The 23,797-nt window shown below is 53.3% G+C and carries 20 protein-coding genes and 1 tRNA gene; 4 read left to right on the top strand and 17 right to left on the bottom strand.

What is annotated here, in order from left to right:
• Position 1 precedes the first annotated feature (1 nt).
• Both NP77_RS05365 and NP77_RS05370 read right to left on the bottom strand, forming a co-directional pair.
• The gene (locus tag NP77_RS05365; RefSeq protein ID WP_008925698.1) at positions 2–1,414 is read right to left on the bottom strand and encodes a cytochrome ubiquinol oxidase subunit I; all 1,413 of its coding nucleotides are present in this window, start codon (positions 1,412–1,414) and stop codon (positions 2–4) included.
• A gap of 780 nt (positions 1,415–2,194) precedes the next feature.
• On the bottom strand, positions 2,195–2,575 hold the full coding sequence (locus NP77_RS05370) for a helix-turn-helix domain-containing protein (RefSeq protein ID WP_004571237.1): 381 nt from the start codon (positions 2,573–2,575) through the stop codon (positions 2,195–2,197).
• A gap of 97 nt (positions 2,576–2,672) precedes the next feature.
• On the opposite strand from NP77_RS05370, the gene NP77_RS05375 reads away from it, so the two are divergent.
• Together NP77_RS05375 and treF are read left to right on the top strand one after the other, a co-directional pair.
• Positions 2,673–3,530 (top strand): SDR family oxidoreductase, encoded by an 858-nt coding sequence (locus NP77_RS05375; RefSeq protein WP_039659332.1) that lies wholly within the window; start codon positions 2,673–2,675, stop codon positions 3,528–3,530.
• 356 nt (positions 3,531–3,886) lie between these two features.
• Positions 3,887–5,545 carry an alpha,alpha-trehalase TreF gene (gene treF / locus NP77_RS05380; RefSeq protein ID WP_050540840.1) on the top strand — a complete coding sequence of 553 codons (1,659 nt, stop codon included), beginning with the start codon at positions 3,887–3,889 and terminating at the stop codon, positions 5,543–5,545.
• 72 nt (positions 5,546–5,617) lie between these two features.
• Here treF and NP77_RS05385 read toward each other — a convergent pair whose 3' ends face one another.
• From NP77_RS05385 to NP77_RS05405, 5 genes are all read right to left on the bottom strand, one after another.
• Positions 5,618–6,124, bottom strand: a complete 507-nt coding sequence (locus tag NP77_RS05385; RefSeq protein WP_004571240.1) for a ferritin-like domain-containing protein — start codon at positions 6,122–6,124, stop codon at positions 5,618–5,620.
• Positions 6,125–6,134: 10 nt separating this feature from the next.
• Positions 6,135–6,617, bottom strand: coding sequence for a ferritin-like domain-containing protein (locus tag NP77_RS05390; protein ID WP_004571241.1), 483 nt, complete (start codon positions 6,615–6,617; stop codon positions 6,135–6,137).
• A 503-nt stretch (positions 6,618–7,120) separates the two neighbouring features.
• Positions 7,121–7,285 carry a general stress protein gene (locus NP77_RS05395; protein ID WP_004571242.1) on the bottom strand — a complete coding sequence of 55 codons (165 nt, stop codon included), beginning with the start codon at positions 7,283–7,285 and terminating at the stop codon, positions 7,121–7,123.
• A gap of 745 nt (positions 7,286–8,030) precedes the next feature.
• A complete protein-coding gene (locus NP77_RS05400; RefSeq protein ID WP_039659335.1) occupies positions 8,031–8,996 on the bottom strand; it encodes a sensor domain-containing diguanylate cyclase in 966 nt (321 codons plus the stop codon).
• 472 nt (positions 8,997–9,468) lie between these two features.
• Positions 9,469–9,544, bottom strand: a tRNA-Phe gene (locus NP77_RS05405).
• Between the two features lie 219 nt (positions 9,545–9,763).
• Between NP77_RS05405 and NP77_RS05410 the strand changes: the two genes are divergently transcribed.
• Positions 9,764–11,083 carry a PAS domain-containing methyl-accepting chemotaxis protein gene (locus NP77_RS05410; protein WP_039659337.1) on the top strand — a complete coding sequence of 440 codons (1,320 nt, stop codon included), beginning with the start codon at positions 9,764–9,766 and terminating at the stop codon, positions 11,081–11,083.
• Positions 11,084–11,110: 27 nt separating this feature from the next.
• Here NP77_RS05410 and mrdA read toward each other — a convergent pair whose 3' ends face one another.
• The 10 genes from mrdA to prfC all read right to left on the bottom strand — a co-directional run bounded on the left by mrdA (position 11,111) and on the right by prfC (position 22,466).
• A complete protein-coding gene (gene mrdA / locus NP77_RS05415; RefSeq protein ID WP_008925702.1) occupies positions 11,111–12,982 on the bottom strand; it encodes a penicillin-binding protein 2 in 1,872 nt (623 codons plus the stop codon).
• Between the two features lie 220 nt (positions 12,983–13,202).
• On the bottom strand, positions 13,203–13,916 hold the full coding sequence (gene deoD / locus NP77_RS05420) for a purine-nucleoside phosphorylase (protein ID WP_003848553.1): 714 nt from the start codon (positions 13,914–13,916) through the stop codon (positions 13,203–13,205).
• A gap of 26 nt (positions 13,917–13,942) precedes the next feature.
• Entirely contained in the window at positions 13,943–15,166 is a 1,224-nt protein-coding gene (gene deoB / locus NP77_RS05425; RefSeq protein WP_039659340.1) for a phosphopentomutase, read from the bottom strand.
• Between the two features lie 95 nt (positions 15,167–15,261).
• Complete coding sequence (gene deoA / locus NP77_RS05430; protein WP_039659341.1) at positions 15,262–16,590, bottom strand: thymidine phosphorylase; 1,329 nt, start codon at positions 16,588–16,590, stop codon at positions 15,262–15,264.
• A gap of 61 nt (positions 16,591–16,651) precedes the next feature.
• Positions 16,652–17,431 (bottom strand): deoxyribose-phosphate aldolase, encoded by a 780-nt coding sequence (gene deoC, locus NP77_RS05435; RefSeq protein WP_008925705.1) that lies wholly within the window; start codon positions 17,429–17,431, stop codon positions 16,652–16,654.
• 248 nt (positions 17,432–17,679) lie between these two features.
• The gene (locus NP77_RS05440) at positions 17,680–18,477 is read right to left on the bottom strand and encodes a TatD family hydrolase (RefSeq protein ID WP_039659343.1); all 798 of its coding nucleotides are present in this window, start codon (positions 18,475–18,477) and stop codon (positions 17,680–17,682) included.
• Positions 18,474–19,526 (bottom strand): patatin family protein, encoded by a 1,053-nt coding sequence (locus NP77_RS05445; protein WP_003848541.1) that lies wholly within the window; start codon positions 19,524–19,526, stop codon positions 18,474–18,476. The genes NP77_RS05440 and NP77_RS05445 overlap by 4 nt, the downstream gene beginning before the upstream one ends.
• Before the next feature lie 219 nt (positions 19,527–19,745).
• Positions 19,746–19,907: a DUF1328 domain-containing protein gene (locus tag NP77_RS22805; RefSeq protein ID WP_003848537.1), complete on the bottom strand. Its 162-nt coding sequence runs from the start codon at positions 19,905–19,907 to the stop codon at positions 19,746–19,748.
• A 99-nt stretch (positions 19,908–20,006) separates the two neighbouring features.
• Positions 20,007–20,621 (bottom strand): molecular chaperone OsmY, encoded by a 615-nt coding sequence (gene osmY, locus NP77_RS05450; protein ID WP_039659344.1) that lies wholly within the window; start codon positions 20,619–20,621, stop codon positions 20,007–20,009.
• A 258-nt stretch (positions 20,622–20,879) separates the two neighbouring features.
• A complete protein-coding gene (gene prfC / locus NP77_RS05455; RefSeq protein ID WP_008925708.1) occupies positions 20,880–22,466 on the bottom strand; it encodes a peptide chain release factor 3 in 1,587 nt (528 codons plus the stop codon).
• 308 nt (positions 22,467–22,774) lie between these two features.
• Here prfC and NP77_RS05460 point away from each other — a divergent pair, with 308 nt between their 5' ends.
• Positions 22,775–23,626 carry a MurR/RpiR family transcriptional regulator gene (locus NP77_RS05460; RefSeq protein WP_039659345.1) on the top strand — a complete coding sequence of 284 codons (852 nt, stop codon included), beginning with the start codon at positions 22,775–22,777 and terminating at the stop codon, positions 23,624–23,626.
• Positions 23,627–23,797: the final 171 nt, after the last annotated feature.

A 23,797-nucleotide genomic window follows, 5' to 3' on the forward strand; every position in this document is an offset into this window, starting at 1 on the left:
CTTAGTGGTCTCCATCCTTAAAGGTGGCAGCGGAAAGCGGACGCGCTGGCGTTTTCTTCTGACCCGGTCCACCTTCTTCGGTGATATGACCTTCGCCGACAACCGGTCCCTGCTTAATCAGGCGCATCATGTAGTGGTATCCCACACCGAACACCGAGCTGTAGACCAGAATAAAGGCCAGCAGGCTGATGCTCATATGCATATCGCCATGTGCCGAGACCGCATCAATGGTGCGCTGCACGCCATACACCACCCACGGCTGACGACCGATTTCAGTGGTAAACCAGCCCGCCAGAATCGCAATCAGACCCGATGGCCCCATTAACAGAGCAAACCACAGGAAAGGACGCGACTCGTAAAGACGGCCTTTGAAACGCAGCCACAGGCTGACCACGCCCAGCGTAATCATCAGCAGCCCCAGCGCCACCATCACGCGGAATGACCAGAAGATCACCGTAGAATTAGGGCGGTCCTCTTTCGGGAACGACTTCAGCGCCGGAACCTGTTTATCCAGACTGTGCGTCAGAATCAGGCTGCCAAGGTAAGGCACTTCCAGCGCATATTTGGTACGCTCCTGTTCCATATCGGGAATACCAAACAGGATCAGCGGCGTGGCCTCACCCGGTGGGTTTTCCCAGTGTCCTTCAATCGCCGCGATTTTGGCTGGCTGATGCTCAAGGGTGTTCAGACCGTGTGCATCCCCAATCATCGCCTGAATCGGCGCAACGATCAGCGCCATCCACAACGCCATGGAGAACATCTTACGGATAGCAGGATTGTTATTCCCTTTCAGCAAATGCCAGGCCGCTGACGATCCCACAAAAAAGGCACTCGCCAGGAACGCCGCCACTGACATATGGAAAAGGCGATAAGGGAAAGAGGGATTGAAGACGATTTTCAACCAGTCCTGCGGCACCACAATGCCATTCTCGATGATGAAGCCCTGAGGCGTCTGCATCCAGCTGTTGGAGGCAAGAATCCAGAAGGTCGAAATCAGTGTTCCCAGAGCAACCATGCAGGTGGCGAAGAAGTGCAGACCCGGCCCCACGCGATTCCAGCCAAACAGCATCACGCCCAGGAAGCCTGCTTCCAGGAAGAACGCCGTCAGCACTTCATAAGTCAGCAGCGGGCCGGTGATACTCCCGGCAAACGCAGAGAAGCCGCTCCAGTTCGTCCCGAACTGGTAAGCCATGACCAGCCCTGATACCACACCCATACCGAAGTTAACGGCAAAGATTTTCGACCAGAAGTGGTAGAGATCGCGATAGGTTTGATCGCGTGTTTTAAGCCACATACCTTCAAGTACTGCCAGGAAGCTGGCGAGACCGATGGTGATGGCGGGAAAGATAATATGGAAGGATACAGTAAATGCGAACTGAATCCTGGCCAGATGAAAGGCATCTAATCCGAACATTGCTTACCTCTTTGCCACATAGAACACCATGTATTTACTTATAATTAACAACTTAAGCCTGATGCGCTGACTTCTCTGCGCTTATTGAAATTCCCGCCGCAAATTTAGAGCTATTTGCGACGAGGAAAAAGAAACAGTGGGGTTAATGAAAACTATAACAGTCTTTATTGATTTTGGTCATTGTTTTTGGCGGGAAATTTTTATTTAAAAATAAGGCCGAAAGGTTAATCAGAGGGTGCTTATGTGTCGTTAATGTTACGTATTTTCTCACTTTAAAAGTCGAACGCGCGAAAGCAATGCCTGCACGTAAAGTATCGTCAACGGCCTGTTTTCAGGCACTTTTTTGCTATAAAAATCGGAGTTATTTAAGGTTATAAGTGAGAAGCAAAGATCTAAATACCATTATATTTTAAGAGGTTAAACCCTTAAACCCACATCTCTGCCGTTTTGTTTTCTTTTTTGTTTAATGCTTACTAATCCTGAGGTGAGTATGGATAAAATAAAGTAGAAAACACGAAGTTAAACACACATTAAGATGTTAAATAAATGAGTCAAAAAACGCCTCACTATTAACAGCGCTCAACACACTCTCCTATATTGCGACCCGAAGATTGATAAAACGACTTAATAATCAGCAACAGGACGAAAAGCCTGAAGGATCTATTTCCATTGCTATCGCATGGCTGCGGCATCAGAGAGGCAGTAAACAAAAGTGGGCTCAGAAATTTTCAGGTAAAAATATCGATGCCGTCACATTCTGACGGCTGAGACGGGGTAGCTTTACTCTGCTGCAGATTTTTCGCGCTGCGCCAGAATCCGGCCCAGGTTTAGTTCCAGCCAGTCTGCCAGGCCCACAACCTGCTCACCGACTTCACGTCCAAGCGGGGTCAGGCGATATTCCACGTGCGGAGGCACCACATCGTAAGCAATTCGCTGCACGAAGCCATCTTCTTCCAGGTAACGCAGATTCTGAGCCAGCATTCGCTCACTGACGCCCCCGACCGTGCGGCGCAATTCACTGAAGCGCAGCGTTTGATCCTGAAGGGCCAGCAGAATCAATACACTCCAGCGACTGGTCACGCGTTTCAGCACATCACGCGACGGACAATTAACGTTAAGTAATTCACCGCGACTAAATTTTTCACTCAATTTATCAGACATTTAATCAGCACACCTTAACTAACATTTCTGTAAGTACTTACTAAAAATTAGTTTATATCTTAGTCTGGATTTCAACAACAGCCACAGGAGTCATAGCATGATTGCAATAACAGGTGCCACCGGCCAGCTGGGCCGTTTCGTTATCGAAGCTTTACTGAAAAAAGTGCCGGCAGAAGAGATCGTCGCTGCTGTCCGTACACCCGCCAAAGCGGCCGATCTTGCGGCGCAGGGCATCACGGTCCGACAGGCCGACTACAGTCAGCCAGAAACGCTCAGGGCCGCTTTTGCAGGCGTCGATAAACTGCTACTCATCTCCGGCAGTGAGGTGGGTCAGCGTGAAGCGCAGCATAAAGCCGTTATTGAAGCGGCACAGGCGGCGGGCGTAGGCTTCATCGCCTATACCAGCCTGCTGCATGCGGACACCTCACCACTGGGCTTAGGCGTTGAACATCGCGCCACAGAAGCGCTGCTGAAAGCCTCCGGCATCCCATTCGCCCTGCTGCGTAATGGCTGGTACACCGAAAACTATGCCGCCAGCATTACACCTGCGCTGGCACATCATGCATTTATCGGCGCGGCGGGTGAAGGTCGCATCGCGTCTGCAGCCCGTCAGGATTACGCTGAAGCGGCGGCTGAAGTCATGTCCCGTGAGGATCAGGCGGGCAAAGTGTATGAACTGGCAGGCGACGACAGCTACACGCTGGCGCAGTTTGCTGCAGAGATTGCCGCGCAGAGTGGTGAGAAGGTTGATTACGTCAATCTGTCTCAGGCTGATTTTGCCGCCGCGCTTAAGGGTGCTGGCCTGCCAGACGGTCTGGCGGAGATGCTGGCAGACTCGGATGCCGGTGCAGAGAAAGGCGGTTTGTACAATGACTCCCGCCAGCTGAGCAAACTGATTGGTCGCCCGACCACGCCCTGGCAGACAGTCGTTCGCGCGGCGCTGGCGAACACCTGATTCTGCTGTCAACGAGCGGGCAACCAGGCCCGCTTAGTTCCCTGCTCCTTTCTGCGCGGCGTTCCGTTACGTATGCCATTTTCTGCACCCTTTTCGGCCCGGCTATCTTTTACAAAATGTGAATAAACGCCAGTTTTCTTCAGTTTGAATTTTTTTATCCATTCCGTTAAGAGATTCATCTGAAATGTATTTTTTGTGAACACTGCTATATTTGGTTGAATTGTCTGGGATTTATCAAAAAACCTCGATTAATAGACAATTTTTATTACGTTCATAGATATTCTGCATTGTTGTTCCGCTGAATGAGAGGTCTATAATTTGTCTTTTGTGCAACCACGACCGCTCAGGAGGCCGTTATTAATACCCATCGCCAGCAACAAAATGCACTTGAAGAGGTTCGTGCCGGGGCGGAAGTTGAGTATCAATACGATCCCCATGAACTGAAACTGGAACGCATGCAGGATTCTGAGCCCGAGCCGGAGTTGATTGAAGGCTTACCGGCTCCGGATGCACTCACCCCTGCCGATCGTTATCTGGAACTGTTTGAACATGTCCAGATGTCGCGGATTTTCGAGGATAGCAAAACCTTCCCCGACTGTTCGCCTAAGTACGATCCGCTGGATGTGCTGATGCGCTATCGTCGACAGAAACGCAGCAGTGATTTCGACCTGTCGCGTTTTGTCGCCGATCATTTTTATCTGCCTGGCGTAAACGAAAGCTTTTATGTCTCTAACCCGGATAAAACCCTCAACGAGCATATTGATGACCTGTGGCCGGTTCTGACCAAAATGCCGCAACAGCATATGCCGCACTCATCACTGCTGCCGTTGCCGAAACCTTATGTCGTGCCAGGGGGACGCTTTGGCGAAACCTATTACTGGGACTCCTACTTCACCATGCTCGGCCTGGCAGAATCAGGCCGCGATGATCTGCTCCGTCACATGGCGGACAACTTTGCCTGGCTGATCGATAACTACGGTCATGTGCCAAACGGCAATCGTACCTACTATCTCAGCCGTTCTCAGCCGCCCGTGTTTGCACTGATGGTAGAGCTGTTCGAAGAAGATGGCGTGCGCGGTGCGAAACGCTATCAGGAACAGCTGATGAAGGAGTATCAGTTCTGGATGGATGGCGCGGGCTCACTGATGCCGAACCAGGCTTATCGTCACGTGGTGCGGATGCCAAACGGCTCCCTGCTTAACCGCTACTGGGATGATCGCGATACGCCGCGTGATGAGTCGTGGATGGAAGATGTCGAAACTGCCCGCGAATCTAAACGTCCGGCCAGCGAAGTCTATCGTGATCTGCGTGCTGGCGCGGAGTCAGGGTGGGATTACTCATCTCGCTGGCTGCGAAATCCTAAACGCCTGTCGAGCATCCGAACGACTCAGTTTATCCCCATCGATCTGAACGCATTCCTGTACAAGCTGGAGCTGATGATCGCGACCCTGTCGCACGCCAAAGGTGAAGAGCTGACGGCGCTGGCGTGGCAGAAAAAGGCGGAAGCGCGTAAACGTGCGATTACCCGTTATCTGTGGGACAGCACCGCCGGTGTGTTCCGCGACTATGACTGGCGTCGTGAGCGTTTCGGTGCCTTTACCGTAGCTTCAGTGGTTCCGCTGTTTGTGGGCCTGGCGACGCCGCATCAGGCGCATCTGCAGGCGATCTCGTTGCGTCATCTGCTGCTGAGCAACGGCGGTCTGCTGACCTCAATGGTCGAAAGCGGGGAGCAGTGGGATCGGCCTAACGGCTGGGCACCCATGCAGTGGATGGCAATTGTTGGCCTGAATAACTATGGCGAAGAGACGCTGGCAACAGAAGTGGCTGTGAACTGGCTGAATACGGTCAATAACTTCTATCAGTTGCATCACAAGCTGGTAGAGAAATATGACATCAGCGGTGAGCGTGCGCGTCCTGGCGGCGGCGGTGAATATCCGTTACAGGATGGCTTTGGCTGGACTAACGGCGTGACGCGTAAGCTGATGACGATGTATGGACATTTAATGGCTGACTGAATATCACCAGCCTGAAAAGCACTAACGCAAAAAGCCGGGAATCCCCGGCTTTTTCATGCGCGCTATTCAGCACTACTTCTTCGCTTCCACGCCCGGCTGTGACGCACGCTGCAGAAACTGCTGAGTGATCTCTGGCAGGTTCTGCAGCAGCCACTCAGCCATCGCCACTTCCTGGTCACGGATCTCGTTAAGTATGCGTACGCCCTGCGTATCACCTACCTGCTCTGCCGCGGCAATCAGGCTGGTGTAGCTGGCGATCTCAGCATTCTCGAAGACATAACCACTGATAGCGCCCTTCACGACTTCATCCGAATTGAACATACCGCCAACAGCCTGACCGGCCGCCGCCATTTTGCCCATCGCATCTTTCATCACAGAGTGATCGATACCGTGAGTGTCGAGCAGCTGCTCCAGCAGTGTCAGCTGATGTTTAGTCTCTTCCAGATGCTGCGCCAGACGCTGTTCCAGCGCCGGATAGTGCTCAAGACGGCCAGCCATCTTGCTCAGCATACTTTCAGCCTGCTTTTCCATGGCATGCGCATCGCGCAGCCAGTCATGATAATGTTCTATCGCAGTCATGTATTACTCCTTAAGAGACGGTAATAGACTCGGCTACCTGGGTGAGTTTCTCATCCGTTTGCTTCTCTTCGTTCAGAGTAGCTTCCAGTAGCTCTGCCGCTTTGGTGTAACCCAGCTTCAGTGCCAGCGCATGCAGAGTGCCGTAGGTCGCGATCTCATAGTGCTCAACTTTCTGTGCAGCACCAATCAGCCCCTGATCGCGAATCTCACCTTTTTCAACCGAGTCGATAATTTCCTGTGCTTCTTCAACCAGACCTTCAAGCGCATGACATTTCATTCTTTTAATTTTGACTTCAGGTGTCACTTCCACCAGCTCGTCGAGTCGTTCAATCTGCGCACGGGTCTCTTCCAGATGCTGATTAAACGCAGCGATAAGATTTTCGTCACTGGCTGCACGCGCCATTTTAGGTAATGCACGGGTTATCTGTTTCTCAGCGCTGTAAACATCGGATAGGTCATGGATGAACAGGTCGTTTAACGTTTTCACTGTCATAAGATAGCCTCATTGTTTAAAACGCTGCGTCGGTAATAACGCAACGCCAGTCATATCGTTGACACCTGAAAAGTCTAGTGGAGATTTTTAATATCGCACGCTGCGTCAGTATGAATTTAAGACAAAAGTGGCATGTAAAATGCATTTTCCTTTTTACAGCAGACATTTAGCAGGGGAATGTTTTTATGTTTGCGGCTTCGCTAGCTGCATCGTAATTTGTACAAAGTAATAAAACACTGTATACATTTTTTCAGATTAACTGCATAAAAAAAGAACCAGTCAAAACTTAGTTGTACACGGTTTTATTAAATCGTATAGCTTTAACCTATCGGAAATAAAAAACCGGAAGAGTAAACTCTTCCGGTTCAATTAACAGCTCCCGCTATTGCCAATGATGGAGCAATGACATAATTCAGGGAGTAATTATCTTCGCGAGGAACTAAACAGATTCAAAATGCCCGGCTAACAGAGTAACCCTGCCGTCACAGCAGTGTTAAAGACTTTCAGCTCCGGCGGCTAACCTTACCTCCTTTGCGCCCCGCTTCAATGGCACGTTCAGGATCGTTCTTAAAGTTACCGCCGCTTTTCTGGCCTCCTTTGCGTCCTGCTTCAGCAGCACGCTCTTTGTCGGCCGCAAAATTCCCGGCCCCACCGCGATATTGAGTCATATGCGTCCTCTTTGAATATTAAAAATTGGAATTTGCACAGTTAACACTTCATCAGGCCGATTCAGCAACATAAATGTAGTCAGAAAAACGGACCAATCAAGTGAGATAAATAAAAAACCCGTCACAGTTCTGGTTTATTGCTCGTACTACCCTCAACCGGATTGATAGCGGATTTCAACCAATGCTCCTTTCTATTCATAAAAGAGCCGCGGCATGAAAAAGCTTTATAACTAAAATCGCCGCGCCCTATTAATCGATCATTTTCAAAAAATGTCCAATTGAAAAAAATATAAGCGAAGCGGTAAGTGGATAGTTTAATCAATATCATGTAGTGAATATGATCAACAAACGATCAATTTCACTAAGCGAAGCGATAAATAGGATTTTGACTTCCCCTTCTTATCGTTGTAAATAAGCGAAGCGTAAACCTTGATCACGATAGCTGAAAACAGCCGAAATTGATCATTAAATGATCAATTATCCTGATTTGAATAAATTTTTTAATTTGAAAGAGACTCGGATTTAAGTCGGATATTGCACTTTAACCGAAGCGGTAAGACTTACATATTCTGGCAGTGAAATTGAATTTTCAGAATAGTACTAAAAGTGATTTTTGCAGCGATACGCGGAAATTGCACACGCAGGCGCAAAACAAAGTACAAAATGTTGTGGGTGAGAGTAGGCAGTAACTGAAGATAAAGTCTTTCAACAGGAGCTGGCAAAGCCTATGCCGGGTTAATCGGAGTCAGAGTGGATCCGGGAAAGCGTGATCAAACGCCACGCCGCGCTTACCGTTTTTCTTAATGCGGTACATCGCTTCATCAGCGCGCGCAAGGGCAGTATCAAAATCATCTCTTCCCTGTACCTGTGACACCCCGACAGAAGCCCCTATCAGGGCGTGACCATTTGCCATATCAAATGGGGCAAGCACGGCGTCAAGGCAGGCATGGGCCAGTTGTCTGACCTGCGGATGGTCAATCGCAAACGGCACTAACAGCACGAACTCATCACCGCCGAGCCGGCCAATCATCACTTCTGCCGGCGCGAGTTCTGTAAACCGATGGCTTAGCTGGATCAGCACTTCATCACCGCTGCGATGACCCAGGGTGTCGTTGACGTGTTTGAAGTTATCCAGATCGATAAAGACAACACAGAGTGGCCCCTGCGCTTTCAGCTCACAGAAATAGTTCTGCAAAGCATGGCGATTGTTAAGCATCGTCAGGGGATCGTGAAGCGCCAGCAGGGCAAGCTGCTCTTCATATTGCTTCTCTTTGGTCATATCGATGTGCGTGCCAATGACTTTGACAGGCTCGCCATGGGCATTCCACTCGCTGACCCGCCCCCGATCCAGCACCCACGTAATACTGCCGTTTTTGGCAATCATGCGGTGAAGTGCTTCGTAGTAAGGCGCTTTCCCGGCGATGTGATCGTTAAAAGCCTGCAAAACCTCATCGGCATCCTCGGGATGCAGACTCTCCTTCCAGGATTCGAAATTGGCGTCGGTCTCTTTCGGCTGGAACCCGAGCATCGCTCCCCAGCGCCGGTTGAAGATCACCAGCTTGCCACTGGGAATATCAAGCTGCCACAGGAACAGTCCGGTACCATCGAGCGCCGCGTTAAGCTTTGTACGGGCGTCATGCGCTATACGCTTCAGACGCGCATTATGCTTTTTCAGGTTCTGTATCTGCAGACGCAGCGCTTCTTCTGACATGACCGTGACGGAGCTGGAAAAAGGGCTATTGTGCCTGTCAGGTTGATTCTGTAAAGGGTGCCTTATAAAACACGATTAGCCCCGGTCAATTGCAGGCTGGACAGGATTTCAGGCGGCAACGCTCTTGCAATGCAGCACAGAGCCGGGACAGCAAAGTGATTTCGACGTGAAATCTATTTGTATTGCTACTGAATTAAGAGCCGGAATGGGCGGTTAGAGACCAAATTCGGATTGTTCGGGAAGGTATGGAGTCAGGTGGACCGCATTAGCGCTACAAACGCAAAAACCCGCCAGAGGCGGGTTATTTAAAGATGGTGCCCGAACCCGGACAAAAATGCCGGGAGCATTTTTGCATCGCGTGCCAGCGCGACCCGGAGGGCGAGCCACAGGAACGTGGCGAGTGAATCGAACCTTCGATAACGCGGTTCGCTCTATAAACGCAAAAACCCGCCAGAGGCGGGTTCTTTAAAGATGGTGCCCGAACCCGGAATCGAACCAGGGACACGGGGATTTTCAATCCCCTGCTCTACCGACTGAGCTATTCGGGCAACGGGCCGCATTAAACCAAAGCGGCCCGGCAGCGTCAAACGCTTTTCGCCGAAACTCACTCGATTGACCGCTTTTCCATCAACTCAATGACTGGTTTTGAGCCGCCGCAAAAACCTCACGGCAAGCCGTATAAATTTCACTCAGCGGAGTTAAGGCTGCATTGTGCCGCGATTTTGCCGATATAGGATGCGAGACCAACACTAATAATAAGGATCGCTATGTTTTCCACCATTACATCAGGCATCGCTTCGCGCCATAGCTGGCAGAAGCGCTCACACTCAGTTGCCACGCTGAGCTCTCTCAACGGCTCCATCGCCATGATTGAGTTCTCTCCCGATGGCACCATTCTCAGCGCCAACGCGCTGTTTCTGGCGCGCATGGGCTACACGCTGGCTGAGATTGAAGGCCAGCACCACAGCCTGTTTTGCACTCCGGAACAGCTGCAGTCGCGGGAGTATCAGGATTTCTGGCTGCGACTGAACCGGGGCGAAAGCTTCAGCAATAAGTTTCTGCGTATGGCAAAAAACAGCCGCCCAATCTGGCTGGAAGCCAATTATGTGCCGGTACAGAACCGTCATGGCCGGGTGATCAAAATCGTCAAACTGGCGACCGACATCACCGGTCATATTAACGATGCGCATGAGCAGCGCGCCATCACCACCGCCATTGAACGGTCAATGGCAGTCATCGCCTTTAACCTTAAAGGTGAAGTGCTGAAAGCCAATGACAACTTCCTGAAAACCATGGGATACCGTCGTGAAGAGGTGGAAGGCATTCATCACAGTCGCTTCTGTTCGCAGGCCCTGCGTGAGAGCCGCGAATACAGTGAATTCTGGCAGCAGCTGAACCGGGGAGAATTTGTCTCGGGTCAGTTTCCCCGCGTGAATAAACGCGGTGAAACGGTCTGGTTGCGTGCCACCTACAATCCGGTATTTGACGAACAGGGCAGGCTCTACAAGATCGTTAAATTCGCCACCGATGTCACCGCGCAGGTGGAAAAAAACCAGCAGGAGCATGACGCGGCACAGCGGGCTTATCACACTGCGCTGCAAACCGATCACAGCACAAAGCTGGGGGCTGATGTTATCGCCAGCAGTGTGCAGACCATGAACGCCCTGGCCGGTGAACTGCAGGGGATCTCGGGTGATATCACTGGCCTGAGTGAATCCTCCGATCGTATCGGCGCGATTGTGGAAGGTATCCGCCGGATAGCCGATCAGACTAACCTGCTGGCGCTGAATGCCGCAATCGAAGCCGCGCGTGCCGGAGCTCATGGCCGCAGCTTTGCGGTGGTCGCTAACGAAGTCCGCACGCTGGCGGCGAACATCAACCGCGCCACCAGCGACATTGAAAATCGGGTACAGCAAAACCACCTGCTGGCGAACCGTGCACTGAAAGGGATTGAATCAAACCTGAAGCGCGCCGATCAGGGCGTGCAGCTGGCCCAGGAGGCGGGCGGCGTGATTGCGGAAATCCGTGAAGGCGCAACCGACGTCGTGCGCGCCATCAGTCAGGTGACTAAAACACTTAAACCCTGACACGTTGAGGGGGCAATCGCCCCCTTTTTACGGTGCAGGCTGAGCAGGTGCTTCGGGTGCTGAAGGAATAAAGATATGATCCAGAATCGCCCGCATTACGGGTGCCGCAACAATCCCTTCGTTACCGCCATTCTCCAGAATCAACGCCACCGCCACTTTCGGGTCATTAAACGGCGCAAAAGCAGTGTAGAAGATATGGTCACGCAACCGCACCGGGATCATCTTCGCGTTATAAGTCTGGTTCTGGCGCAGGCTGAACACCTGCGATGTTCCACTCTTCGCGGCGATGCCATAAGGTGCCGTGTGGAAATATTTATAACCTGTGCCATTTGGCGCGTTAGCCATGCCAAACATCGCGTGTCGAACCAGCGACCAGTAGGGTGAATGCGGATCGCCAATCTGCGCCTCGCGCTGCGCGGGATGGTAGTTCTCAACCAGCGTGCCGCGCTGGGTTTTTTCCAGCAGATGCGGTGCAATGACCCGACCATTATTAATCAGCGCCACCATCGCCTTCACCATCTGAATCGGCGTCGCAACCCAGTAGCCCTGCCCGATACCCACAGACACCGTATCGCCCTGATACCAGGTCTTTTTATGGACCTTCTGCTTCCATTCACGGCTCGGCAGTAAGCCGCTGTACTCTTCATTGAGGTCGATGCCGGTCGACTTGCCATAGCCAAACTGGCTCAGCATGGTGTGAATCCGGTCGATGCCCATCATGAATGCCACCTGATAGAAGAAGGTATCGGCAGACTCTTCAATCGCCCGGGTAACATCCAGCATGCCGTGCCCGCTCTTTTTCCAGTCGCGATAGTGCCGGTCGGTGCCTGGCAGCGTCCAGGTCGGCGCGCCAAAGAACTGCGTTTGTGGCGTAATAACATGGGTCAGCAGCGCCGACATCGCCATATAGGGTTTCACCGTGGAGGCAGGCGGATAAAGGCCCTGCGTGACGCGGTTAATCAGCGGCAGGTCTTTATCCTGCAGCAGCTTTTTGTAGGCCTGATAGCTGATGCCTTTTACAAAGGGGTTGGGGTCGTAACTGGGGCTGGAAACCATCGCCAGCACTGAGCCGTCGTGCGGATCTTCAACCAGCAGCGCCGCACGCTGTCCCGCCAGCAGACTCTCTATATATTGTTGCAGATGCAGGTCCAGCGTCAGCGTCAGGTTTTTACCCGCCACTGGCGGCACCTCTTTCAGCACCCGCACAATGCGGCCGTGGTTATCCACCTCCACTTCCTGATAACCCGGCTTGCCGTGCAGCAGCGATTCGTAATAGCCCTCAATCCCCTGCTTACCAATATTGTGGTCAGCGGCATAGTTTTCGGCGATGCCTTCTGCGTTCAGCCGTTTGTAGTCGCTGTCGTTGATTTTCGACACATAACCGAGCACGTGTGCCAGATCGGCGCCATAGGGATACTGGCGATCCTGATAGGTTTCCAGACTGGCACCGGTAAAGCGAAACTGATTAACTGCAAAGCGCGCGACCTGCTCTTCATTCAGCTCCTCTTTCAGCACCACCGGCTTGTAACGACTGGTCTGTTTCAGGGCACGGCGGAACGTATCAATCTCATCGGGCGTCAGATTAATTAAAGGTGTCAGCGCCCGCAGTGTGGCGTCCATATCGGTGATTTTGTATGGGGTCAGCGTAATGGCGTACCAGCTGACGTTGCGCACCAGCGGAATACCGTTGCGGTCATAAATCAGCCCACGTGTCGGGGCGATGGGGATCATCTTGATGTCGTTCTGGTTGGATCGCGTCTGGTAGTAGCTATGATCGCGCACCTGCAGGCGATAAAGGTTTACGCCAAGAATGGTGAAACAGATACAGACCAGAGCAAAGGCTATTGCGGCACGACGGGCAAACAGCTTCTCTTCAGCATCAAAGTTACGAAAGTTCATCAGGAGGCATATCAGGCGATTAATTTTTATCTGTTATTGCGCACTATGATAAGGCCCGGATGCAGAGGTGCCAGCGCGAAGATGCACAAGCCTCAGCAAAAGTGTGTCATTTGATGTGAATGTTACCGGGACGGCGAGGCGGGAAAATCAGATCCTCCCGCAAAGGAGGATCTGAACAGGGGATCGGATAGCGGGCGGGAACGATTACCCGCCGCGCGGATTAATCACCCAGCAGGACAGACTCCAGCGCAATCTTAATCATGTCGTTGAAGGTGGTCTGACGCTCAGCAGCAGTGGTCTGCTCGCCGGAACGGATGTGGTCGGATACAGTACAGATGGTCAGCGCTTTTGCACCGAACTCAGCGGCCACACCATAGATACCTGCAGCTTCCATCTCTACGCCGAGGATGCCATATTTTTCCATCACGTCGAACATCTGCGGATCCGGGGTGTAGAAGAGATCGGCAGAGAAGATGTTACCCACGCGCGCTTCAACGCCCAGGTTTTTCGCCGCATCAACCGCGTTACGCACCATGTCGAAGTCAGCAATCGCAGCGAAGTCGTGATCTTTAAAACGCATACGGTTTACTTTGGAATCGGTGCAGGCACCCATACCAATCACGATATCACGCAGTTTTACGTCGGCACGTACGGCACCACAGGAGCCCACACGGATGATCTTTTTAACGCCGAAGTCCGTGATCAGCTCTTTGGTGTAGATGGAACAGGAAGGGATACCCATTCCGTGACCCATTACAGAGACTTTGCGGCCTTTGTAGGTGCCGGTGTAGCCCAGCATGCCGCGCACGTTGTTCACTTCAACCGCGTTTTCCAGGAAGGTCTCTGCGATGTGTTTTGCACGCAGCGGATCGCCAGGCATCAGTACGACGTCAGCGAAATCGCCCATTTCAGCATTAATATGTGGGGTTGCCATTGTTTAATCCTTATTAAAGTGCTGATTTACAGCATGTTCTTGCCATAGTCCATCTCGGACAGGCCAAAGTAGTGTGCAATTGTCTGACCAATATCGGCGAACGTTTCACGGTATCCCAGTGAACCCGGCTCCACTTTCGGTCCGTAGATCAGAATCGGAATGTGCTCACGCGTGTGTTCGGTGCCATGCCAGGTCGGGTCACAGCCATGGTCAGCCGTCAGTATCAGAATGTCATCTTCGCCAACCAGCGCCATCAGCTCAGGCAGACGGCGGTCAAACAGCTCCAGACCACCCGCATAACCGGCTACATCGCGACGATGTCCCCAGGTTGAGTCGAAATCAACGAAGTTGGTGAAGACTATCGACTGATCCGGCGCGATTTTCATCTCCTGAATCGTCGCATCAAACAGCGCATCCAGACCGGTCGCTTTGACCTTTTTGGTGATGCCCTGCTCAGCATAGATATCCGCGATTTTACCCACGGAGATCACATGACCGCCCTTCTCGTCCACCAGCTTTTTCAGCATAGTGGCAGATGGCGGCTCAACGGCCAGGTCGTGACGGTTGCCGGTACGTTCGAACTGACCTGCTTTGTCACCCACAAACGGACGGGCGATAACGCGGCCAATGTTGTAGCCACCTTCAGTCAGCTCTTCACGGGCAATTTCGCACAGCGCATAGAGACGATCCAGACCAAAGGTCTCTTCGTGACAGGCGATCTGGAACACCGAGTCGGCAGAAGTATAGAAAATCGGCTTGCCGGTTTTCATGTGCTCTTCGCCCAGTTGGTCGAGAATCACTGTACCGGAAGAGTGGCAGTTACCGAGATAGCCCGGCAGGTCTGCACGCTCAACCAGCTTGTCCAGCAGGTCCTGCGGGAAGCTGTTCTCTTTGTCGCTGAAGTAGCCCCAGTCAAACAGCACCGGCACGCCAGCGATCTCCCAGTGGCCTGACGGTGTATCTTTACCTGACGAAAGCTCGCTGGCGTACGCGTACGCGCCAGTGATCTTCGCTTCAGGATCCAGGCCTGGCGGGAAGCGGCCGGTAGACAGCTCTGCGGCTTTGCCCAGACCCAGCGCGGTGAGATTAGGCAGATGCAATGGACCTTTACGCCCCTTGTCTGCTTCACCGTTAAAACAGGCTTCGGCGATATGACCTAAGGTATCTGAACCCACGTCACCGAATTTATCGGCATCTTTACTGGAGCCAATTCCAAAGGAATCGAGCACCATAATAAAAGCACGTTTCATGCAAGTCTCCTGCGCTATGGCGCGTGACAAGTCAAAAAAAAGCGATCAGATCAGTATACCCGAATGCATCACGGCTGGCACCGGTTACTGGTCAGTTAGCTGATATTGCTCACACGGCGATAGACAACCGGCGTCTCAGCTGGCGCGGAATCCCCGAGTACCAGTGCGGCTTTAACCGCAGCGGCAGCCTGCTGCCATTTGTCTTCGCTGCTGGCGTGAATCATCGCCAGCGGACGCTGCGCATCGGCACGCTCGCCCAGGGTGATCATCTCACTGAAGCCAACGCTGTAATCGATGCTGTCGCTGGCACGCTGACGTCCGCCGCCCATCGCCACAACCGCCAGGCCCAGCGCACGAGTATCCATGCTGCTGACGATGCCTGGCTGGTCGGCGTAGACCGGTTTACTCAGCATCGCCTGGGGCAGATAAGTGTCATAGCGTTCAATGAAATCAGCCGGTCCCTGCTGGGCAGCCACCATGCGACCAAACACCTCGGCGGCTTTGCCGTTATCCAGCACCGTCATCAGCTTCTGACGTGCTTCGGCATCGCTGGCAGCCAGTTTGCCGGAGATCAGCATTTCACTGCAGAGCGCCAGCGTCACTTCCAGCAGGCGCGGATTGCGCTGCTCGCCGGTGAGGAAACGAACCGCTTCACGCACTTCAAGTGCGTTACCGGCTGAGGAGGCAAGAACCTGATTCATGTCTGTCAGCAGCGCGGTGGTCTGGCAGCCGGCACCATTGGCGACGCCCACAATCGACTGCGCCAGACCCTCTGATGCTTCATAGGTGGGCATAAACGCGCCGGAACCCACTTTGACATCCATCACCAGCGCATCCAGCCCTTCTGCCAGCTTCTTCGCCAGAATCGAAGCGGTGATCAGCGGAATGGAATCAACGGTGGCGGTTATGTCACGCGTGGCGTAGAAGCGCTTATCCGCCGGTGCCAGCGAGCTGGTCTGGCCGATAATCGCCACACCAACCTGCTTAATAATTTCGCGGAAGCGGTCATCGCTGGGGAAGATATCGAAGCCCGGAATCGCTTCCAGTTTATCCAGCGTGCCGCCAGTATGGCCGAGGCCGCGACCGGAGATCATCGGCACATATCCGCCGCAGGCGGCGACCATCGGACCTAACATCAGCGACGTTACATCGCCGACGCCGCCGGTCGAGTGCTTATCCACCACTGGCCCGTTAAGGTTGAGTGATTTCCAGTTAAGCACCGTACCGGAATCACGCATTGCCATCGTCAGCGCGACCCGTTCTGGCAGCGTCATATCGTGGAAGTAGATGGTCATCGCCAGCGCGGCGATCTGACCTTCCGAGACGGTGTTATCACGCACGCCATTAATGAAGAAGCGAATCTCCTCTTCAGTCAGCGCATGGCCGTCACGTTTTTTGCGAATAATTTCTTGTGGCAGGAACAAGGTAGCCCCCTGGTCAGGGAAAACAGGATGGGGAACAGGCGGTCACCGACCGCCTGAGGGATCAGTAACCCGCTTTGCTGGTGTCGCTGTCGTGACCCAGCGTGTTAAGCAGGCTCGCCAGCAGGCTTGATGCACCAAAGCGGAAATGGCGCGCATCGGCCCAGTCGGCACCCAGCGTATCTTCTGCCATTTGCAGATAGATCGCGGCATCTTCAGCGGTACGTACGCCGCCCGCAGGTTTAAAGCCAACCTGCTTACTGACGCCTTTGTCACGGATCACATTCATCATGATCTGCGCCACTTCTGGCGTAGCGTTAACCGGCACTTTACCGGTGGAGGTTTTGATGAAATCAGCGCCGGCATCAATGGCAATTTCGGAGGCCTGACGGATCAGCGATTCCTGCTTCAGCTCACCGGTTTCGATGATCACTTTCAGCAGCACGTCCGCTTCAGCACAAGCGGTTTTACAGGCTTTCACCAGATCGAAACCGACCTGACTGTTACCGGCGATCAGTGCGCGGTACGGGAACACCACGTCCACTTCATCGGCACCGTAAGCGATAGCGGCGCGGGTTTCGGCCAGTGCAATGTCGATGTCGTCATTGCCGTGTGGGAAGTTGGTCACCGTGGCGATGCGGATCTCCGGGGTGCCCTGCTCGCGCAGCGTTTTACGCGCGATCGGAATAAAGCGCGGATAGATACAGATTGCCGCAGTGTTGCCTGCCGGGGATTTAGCCTGATGACACAGGGCGATCACTTTTGCATCGGTGTCGTCGTCATTCAGGGTGGTCAAATCCATCAGTTTCAGGGCGCGCAGGGCAAGGTGTTTGATATCGGTCATGAGGCTCTCCAAAGGATTGGGGTGCAACCCACCGGCTTGCCGGCGGAATGTTATAATAATAACACTCTGAAGCGGCCTGATATGTGCCAGCAGTCACATTGGAATAAGAAAATGGTGCAATCCTGCCACATGAAACGTGACTGAAATCGTAAATTACACTACCTGAGGACGATTATACGCCAGCAGGTACAATGTTACTATTATCACATTTTAGCGCAAGGGGTCGCGTTCAGGCGAAAGGCGGACAGTCAGTTACGCAGCGCCGGGAAAGCGGGATCGAGCTGAAACAGCTGCTGGCTGTTGTGCCACAGCGCATCGGCAATCTCTTCAGGTGACTCATTCCGCAGGCTGCAGAGCACTTGCCACACCTGACGCGCCCGTTCCGGACGGTTTGGCTGGCCCTGGAAACCCTGCAGCGGCATATCGGGTGCATCGGTTTCCAGCAAAAGCGAAGAGAGCGGCAGTTGCGCCACGGTCTGACGGGTCTTGCTGGCGCGTTCATAGGTAATGGTTCCGCCAACGCCAATCGCATAACCCAGCTTAATAAAGGCCTGCGCCTGTTGCAGGCTGCCAGCGAAACCGTGCACCACGCCACGGCGTGGCAGATCGTGACGACGCAGAATCTGTGCCAGCTTGTCATGGGTCCGGCGCGAATGCAGGATCACCGGCAACGCATAACGCTTTGCCAGCTTAAGCTGTGATTCAAGAAAGCGCTGCTGCTTATCAAACTGCGGATCGTCGCGATAGAGATCCAGCCCGATCTCACCGATCGCCACCAGTTTACGCGGCCGCTGTTGCAGTAAGGTTTCCAGCTGATCGAGATGGGCGTTCTGATGATGTTCGATGACAATCGGATGCAGGCCCAGCGCCGCGTACAGCGGCGGATGTGCTGCGGCCAGCGCACAGACCCGTTCAAAACGGCTGGCATCAATCGCCGGGATGATGATCTTCTCCACGCCCGCCTCAGCGGCGCGCGCCAGACTGGCGGCGATATCCCCTTCGAACGGTGGAAAGTCGAAGTGACAGTGCGTGTCGATAAACCTCATGCCAGCGATCCTTTGTCGTAATCCGCATCATTGTCCGCCAGCGGAGGTGTGATGATCAACCGGGTATCGGGCGCATTGGCGACCGGCGCAGGCGGCGTAACGACCCGCGCTGAGACCATCGGTTCTGCATCACTCAGCCACTGGCCCAGCGTAGCGAGGAAATAGCGACCACAGCGCCGTCCCAGATGGTAATCCTGATTCAGTGCCGCGATGCTGCTGCCCAGCGCACTGCTGGCCAGTACGTGGGGCGGGAAAATTTCAATGATGCGTAAATCATCGGGGGGATTCTCAATAAACTGCTGAATTTCCCCATAGCTCTGCTCATGCTTATTCAGGACGTTAATCATCGGCTGCAGCGCGCCGGTGCTGAGCCAGCGCTCCATGCGCTTAAACCATTTCGGGGTATAGAACATCTGCGACGGCACGGTGCGGATCACCACAATCGTATCGGCCCCGCGTCGGGCGGCTTCACGCACCGGAATGGCATCGCTGATGCCGCCATCGTGATAACTGATCCCTTCCAGATTGACGCCCAGCCGGTAAAAACCGGGAATGGCACTGGAGGCTTTAATCAGATCCAGCCAGTTATCCGCCGTGGGATTAAAATAACCGGGCGTATAGTCATCGCTGCGGCAGGCGCACATATAGAACTCACGGCCGCTGGAGAACAACGGTTCCGCACTGCTCATCGCCAGCGGGAATTCACTGCGGGTGATATCGATCAGCCAGTCGAGATCGATCAGATTGCCCCCACGCACAAAGCGCAGCGGATCAAAAAAGAGTTTACTGGTTGTGTATCGGGTAATGACACGACGGGCATAGCCATGCTGGCCACAGACAAACGCTGAGAGATTTTGCGCACCGGCAGAGGTGCCAAGCATCAGATGAAAGGGATTAAATCGGGCGCGCTGGAATTCGTCTAAAACGCCTGCGGTGAAAATGCCGCGCTGACCGCCGCCTTCACACACCAACGCAATTTTCTGAGATTTAAAGGGTGTCAGGGCCAGAGGTTCAATGGTGCCGAGTGTAACAGGAATGCGTATACCCACTGTGCGAACCTCAAAAAGGGTTCCGGGTATGCTGGAGGATCGATCCGTTTATGACGGCAGCATGCCGGAGAACCAGTCAACTATTCCTTTAACCGGCAGGCCAGCGGTGCTGGCTTACCTTGCAGCGATGTGAAAGTGTCCCTCTCTTCACGTCAGTCGCTACAGATGACTGGTCTCCGCTCTATGCTTTGCGTTGCATTAGACTGCAGAACTCATCGGCTAAAGCTTTTTACGGCCGGTAAACAGGCTGATGAGGAACAGGATAATACCAACGACGAAGACAACTTTAGCTGCCCATGCTGCTGTGCCCGCTAAACCGCCAAAACCTAATGCTGCAGCGATCAGTGCGATCACCAGAAAAATAATGCCCCAACGAAACATAAGCCTCTCCTTACCCTATTTAAAAATCGAACTGCTTAGTTTATCCCCGGATGGGTATCTTTTATTCGTGTGGCCACCTGAGCGGCCACACGTTAGCTATTAAGATTTAACCGTCAGGTCATTCTTAACGCTTTTCACGCCTTCAATGGCTTTAGCGATGCTTTCTGCACGATCTGACTGTGCCTGATTAGCAACATGCCCTGAAAGCTGAACAACACCGTCGGTAGTCTCAACTTTTACGTTGCGCGACGGAACAATGTCATCTGCTAATAGCTTAGCTTTAATTTCGCTGGTCGTTGCGGCATCACCGGCATAACCTTTCACTGAAGATGATTTGCTGTCTCTGACGTGTAGTTTGTCGCTGACGGATTTAACACCTTCGATTTTCTGCACCACAGCGACCGCTTTTTCAGCCTGGTCCTGTGAGGTGACGAAACCGCTTAAGGTCACGACGCCGCTATGCGTTTTTACCGAGATATCCGTGCTTTTAATTGCGTCGTCATCTACCAGCGCTGCTTTAGCTTTGGCAGTGATGCCGCTGTCATCCATATAACCATCGACTTTTTTCATAGAACTATCGATTTTCGAACCCGCGTTGTCGGCTGTCTGTGACGCTTTCTGCGACATTGATTCGTCAGCCAGTGCGCTGCCGCTGATCAGTGCTGAGCCAATCATGGCGGCCATCAGGGTTTTAGCAATCTTAGTCTTGTTCATCGATATCTTCCTTCTATCAGTTAACTCACCCAAAACTGTGGGCGAAACAGAGGCAACAAAGGCCGCTGCGTAACAGGACGTAAGGACAAGAGAAGTCTCTTCCGCCGTCCGATAGAGTAATCATAGACGGCATTTTGCAATTTGCCTGGCTAACTGGTTGATCACACGTCAAAACAGAAGAAAAACAGGGTTTTTAGGAGGAGTCTGGAAGGGGGAAAACAGGGCCATTCCCAGCTGGAATGGCCCGGAAACAGGCGATTAGTGCTCGCGCGTTTTGCGGAAACGGACGTCAGGATAACGTTCCTGAGTAATATTAAGATTAACCATGGTTGGTGCGATATAAGTCAAATTATCACCGCCATCAAGCGCCAGGTTAACTTCATTCTTACGCTGGAAGTCATCAAACTTTTTAGCATCGTCGCATTCAACCCAGCGCGCCGTTGAGACGTTAATCGCTTCGTAAATGGCTTCAACGTTATATTCGCTTTTCAGACGTGCCACTACCACATCGAACTGCAGTACCCCGACCGCGCCAACAATCAGATCGTTGTTATGCACCGGACGGAACACCTGCACGGCACCCTCTTCCGACAGCTGAACCAGCCCTTTCAGCAGCTGTTTCTGCTTCAGTGGATCGCGCAGACGAATACGACGGAACAGTTCTGGCGCGAAGTTCGGAATACCGGTGAACTTCATGTTCTCACCCTGCGTGAAGGTGTCGCCAATCTGAATCGTGCCGTGGTTGTGCAGACCAATGATATCGCCGGGATAGGCTTCCTCAACGTGTGAACGGTCGCCCGCCATAAAGGTCAGGGCGTCTGAGATCACCACATCTTTGCCGGTACGCACCTGACGCAGCTTCATCCCTTTTTCATATTTACCGGAGACCACACGCATAAAGGCCACACGGTCGCGGTGTTTCGGGTCCATATTGGCCTGGATCTTAAACACGAAGCCGCTGAACTTCTCTTCTTTCGCTTCTACCGTGCGGGTGTCGGTGTCACGCGGCATAGGACGTGGCGCCCACTCAACCAGTCCGTCCAGCATATGGTCAACGCCAAAGTTACCCAGCGCGGTGCCGAAGAAGACAGGTGAGAGTTTGCCGCTCAGGAAAGCTTCCTGCTCAAATTCGTGCGAGGCGCCCTGCACCAGCTCCAGCTCTTCACGCAGCTGTGCGGCCAGCTCTTCACCGACGGCAGTGTCGAGATCCGGATTATCCAGCCCCTTCACGATGCGGACATCCTGAATGGTGTGGCCTTTACCGGTCTGGTAGAGATAGGTCTCATCTTTGTAGAGGTGATAAACCCCTTTGAACAGCTTGCCGCAGCCGATAGGCCAGGTGATCGGTGCGCAGGCAATTTTCAGCTCGCTTTCCACCTCATCCAGCACTTCCATTGGATCGCGGATATCACGGTCAAGTTTGTTCATAAAGGTCAGGATCGGCGTATCGCGCAGACGGGTGACTTCCATCAGCTTACGGGTACGATCCTCGACGCCTTTCGCGGCATCAATCACCATCAGACAGCAGTCAACGGCGGTCAGCGTACGATAGGTATCTTCCGAGAAGTCTTCGTGACCTGGGGTATCCAGCAGGTTTACCAGGCTATCACGGTAAGGGAACTGCATCACCGAGGTGGTAATGGAGATACCACGCTGTTTCTCCATCTCCATCCAGTCCGACTTGGCGTGCTGGTTAGAGCCACGGCCTTTTACGGTACCGGCGGTCTGGATAGCCTGTCCGAACAGCAACACTTTTTCGGTAATGGTGGTTTTACCGGCATCCGGGTGCGAAATGATCGCGAAGGTGCGGCGGCGTGCCACCTCTTCTAAAAAGGGATTAGACATGGAATTCTTCTCAATAGGCAGCGCAACGTACTGGCGCTGCTGATAAATCACGGTGGCCGGCAGAACCTTACCGGCGGGTAAACGGTGCCAAAAACGATCTTTTATCGTTGGCGGGTCAGCGCGACGTTACATTGGCGTGAAGTCCGGTTACCTGGTCAGCTTTAAGGCGGCATAGCATACAATATTTTGCGCGCGGCGGCGAACAGCGGCGGAGGAAATTGTTGCCTGCCTGTGTGCAAAGGTCAAAACAGATGACAACCCGGCACACACTGTGCAGGATAAGGTTTTTCATTTTCAGGGAATCCCCCATGAGCGCCAAACCGGTCCCCCTCGAGGGCCGTATTCGACAATACTGGGATGAGCTTTCCCTTCACGAACAACGGCTGGCGGAGGTGCTGCTCGCGGCTCCCGGCCAGCTGGCGATGAATACTGCCACAGAACTGGCGCAGAGCGCAGGCGTCTCCAAAGCCACCGCTACCCGTTTTTTTCGTCATCTCGGCTATGAAAGCTACGAGGCGGCGCGTCGTCAGGCGCGCGAGATGCAGAACAGCGGATCGCCACTTTATCTGCACTCCGGCGTCAGCGCTTCCCCACTCGACAGCCTGATGCAGCAGCATCTTGAAAAAGAGATTGCCAATCTGGTCAATACCTTCCGCTCGCTGGATGGGGAAACACTACAGGCGTGCGTTGAGGCGATAGCCCAGGCGCGCCGCGTCGTGGTGCTAGGCTGGCGTCACAGTCAGACTATTGCTGCCCTGATTTATCGCAATCTGCTGCACGTTCATCCCGGCGTTACGCTACTACCACGCGCGGGCGATTCTCTGGCCGAACAGCTTGCGACGCTCGGCCCGCAGGATATGGCAATCTGCGTCGGTCTCCGCCGCCGTATGCCCGCGCTGGATACGGCAATGGCAGCACTCAGCGTGCAGCAGGTTCCCATGCTCTATCTCTCCGATGCGCTGGCGGGAAAACCTGCACGCCACGCGCGCTGGACACTGCGCTGCCATACCGATAGCACTCTGATTTTCGACAGCACGGTGGCGCTCTCCGGCGTCTGTAATCTGCTTTGCTCGCTGGTAGCACGCCATTCAGGTAAGGCCGGTAGCGAACGCCTTGCCGCAATTGAGGTGCTGCACCAGCAACTCGACGAGCTGGAATAGTGCGCTACGCTGACGCATTTTTGTTCATCTGACGCCCTGTAAAGGTGCGCCGCTGTCCGGCGTGCCAGCCCTCTTAACCTCCTCACAGAAACAAAAGAAAAATAAATATCATTATATGAAACGCACGTTTCTCACTGATTCTGTTTACAAAAGCAGGTAGCGCATCAGCCT

This window comes from Pantoea sp. MBLJ3, from assembly GCF_000816655.1.
GTDB classification, from domain to species: domain Bacteria; phylum Pseudomonadota; class Gammaproteobacteria; order Enterobacterales; family Enterobacteriaceae; genus Pantoea; species Pantoea eucalypti.

What these genes read in the sequence shown, in the direction of transcription:
- NP77_RS05365 (WP_008925698.1), bottom strand. Translation starts at nt 1,414, where the DNA reads ATGTTCGGATTAGATGCCTTTCATCTGGCCAGGATTCAGTTCGCATTT.
- NP77_RS05370 (WP_004571237.1), bottom strand. Translation starts at nt 2,575, where the DNA reads ATGTCTGATAAATTGAGTGAAAAATTTAGTCGCGGTGAATTACTTAAC.
- NP77_RS05375 (WP_039659332.1), top strand. Translation starts at nt 2,673, where the DNA reads ATGATTGCAATAACAGGTGCCACCGGCCAGCTGGGCCGTTTCGTTATC.
- NP77_RS05385 (WP_004571240.1), bottom strand. Translation starts at nt 6,124, where the DNA reads ATGACTGCGATAGAACATTATCATGACTGGCTGCGCGATGCGCATGCC.
- NP77_RS05390 (WP_004571241.1), bottom strand. Translation starts at nt 6,617, where the DNA reads ATGACAGTGAAAACGTTAAACGACCTGTTCATCCATGACCTATCCGAT.
- NP77_RS05395 (WP_004571242.1), bottom strand. Translation starts at nt 7,285, where the DNA reads ATGACTCAATATCGCGGTGGGGCCGGGAATTTTGCGGCCGACAAAGAG.
- NP77_RS05400 (WP_039659335.1), bottom strand. Translation starts at nt 8,996, where the DNA reads ATGTCAGAAGAAGCGCTGCGTCTGCAGATACAGAACCTGAAAAAGCAT.
- NP77_RS05410 (WP_039659337.1), top strand. Translation starts at nt 9,764, where the DNA reads ATGTTTTCCACCATTACATCAGGCATCGCTTCGCGCCATAGCTGGCAG.
- mrdA (WP_008925702.1), bottom strand. Translation starts at nt 12,982, where the DNA reads ATGAACTTTCGTAACTTTGATGCTGAAGAGAAGCTGTTTGCCCGTCGT.
- deoD (WP_003848553.1), bottom strand. Translation starts at nt 13,916, where the DNA reads ATGGCAACCCCACATATTAATGCTGAAATGGGCGATTTCGCTGACGTC.
- deoB (WP_039659340.1), bottom strand. Translation starts at nt 15,166, where the DNA reads ATGAAACGTGCTTTTATTATGGTGCTCGATTCCTTTGGAATTGGCTCC.
- deoC (WP_008925705.1), bottom strand. Translation starts at nt 17,431, where the DNA reads ATGACCGATATCAAACACCTTGCCCTGCGCGCCCTGAAACTGATGGAT.
- NP77_RS05440 (WP_039659343.1), bottom strand. Translation starts at nt 18,477, where the DNA reads ATGAGGTTTATCGACACGCACTGTCACTTCGACTTTCCACCGTTCGAA.
- NP77_RS22805 (WP_003848537.1), bottom strand. Translation starts at nt 19,907, where the DNA reads ATGTTTCGTTGGGGCATTATTTTTCTGGTGATCGCACTGATCGCTGCA.
- osmY (WP_039659344.1), bottom strand. Translation starts at nt 20,621, where the DNA reads ATGAACAAGACTAAGATTGCTAAAACCCTGATGGCCGCCATGATTGGC.
- prfC (WP_008925708.1), bottom strand. Translation starts at nt 22,466, where the DNA reads ATGTCTAATCCCTTTTTAGAAGAGGTGGCACGCCGCCGCACCTTCGCG.
- NP77_RS05460 (WP_039659345.1), top strand. Translation starts at nt 22,775, where the DNA reads ATGAGCGCCAAACCGGTCCCCCTCGAGGGCCGTATTCGACAATACTGG.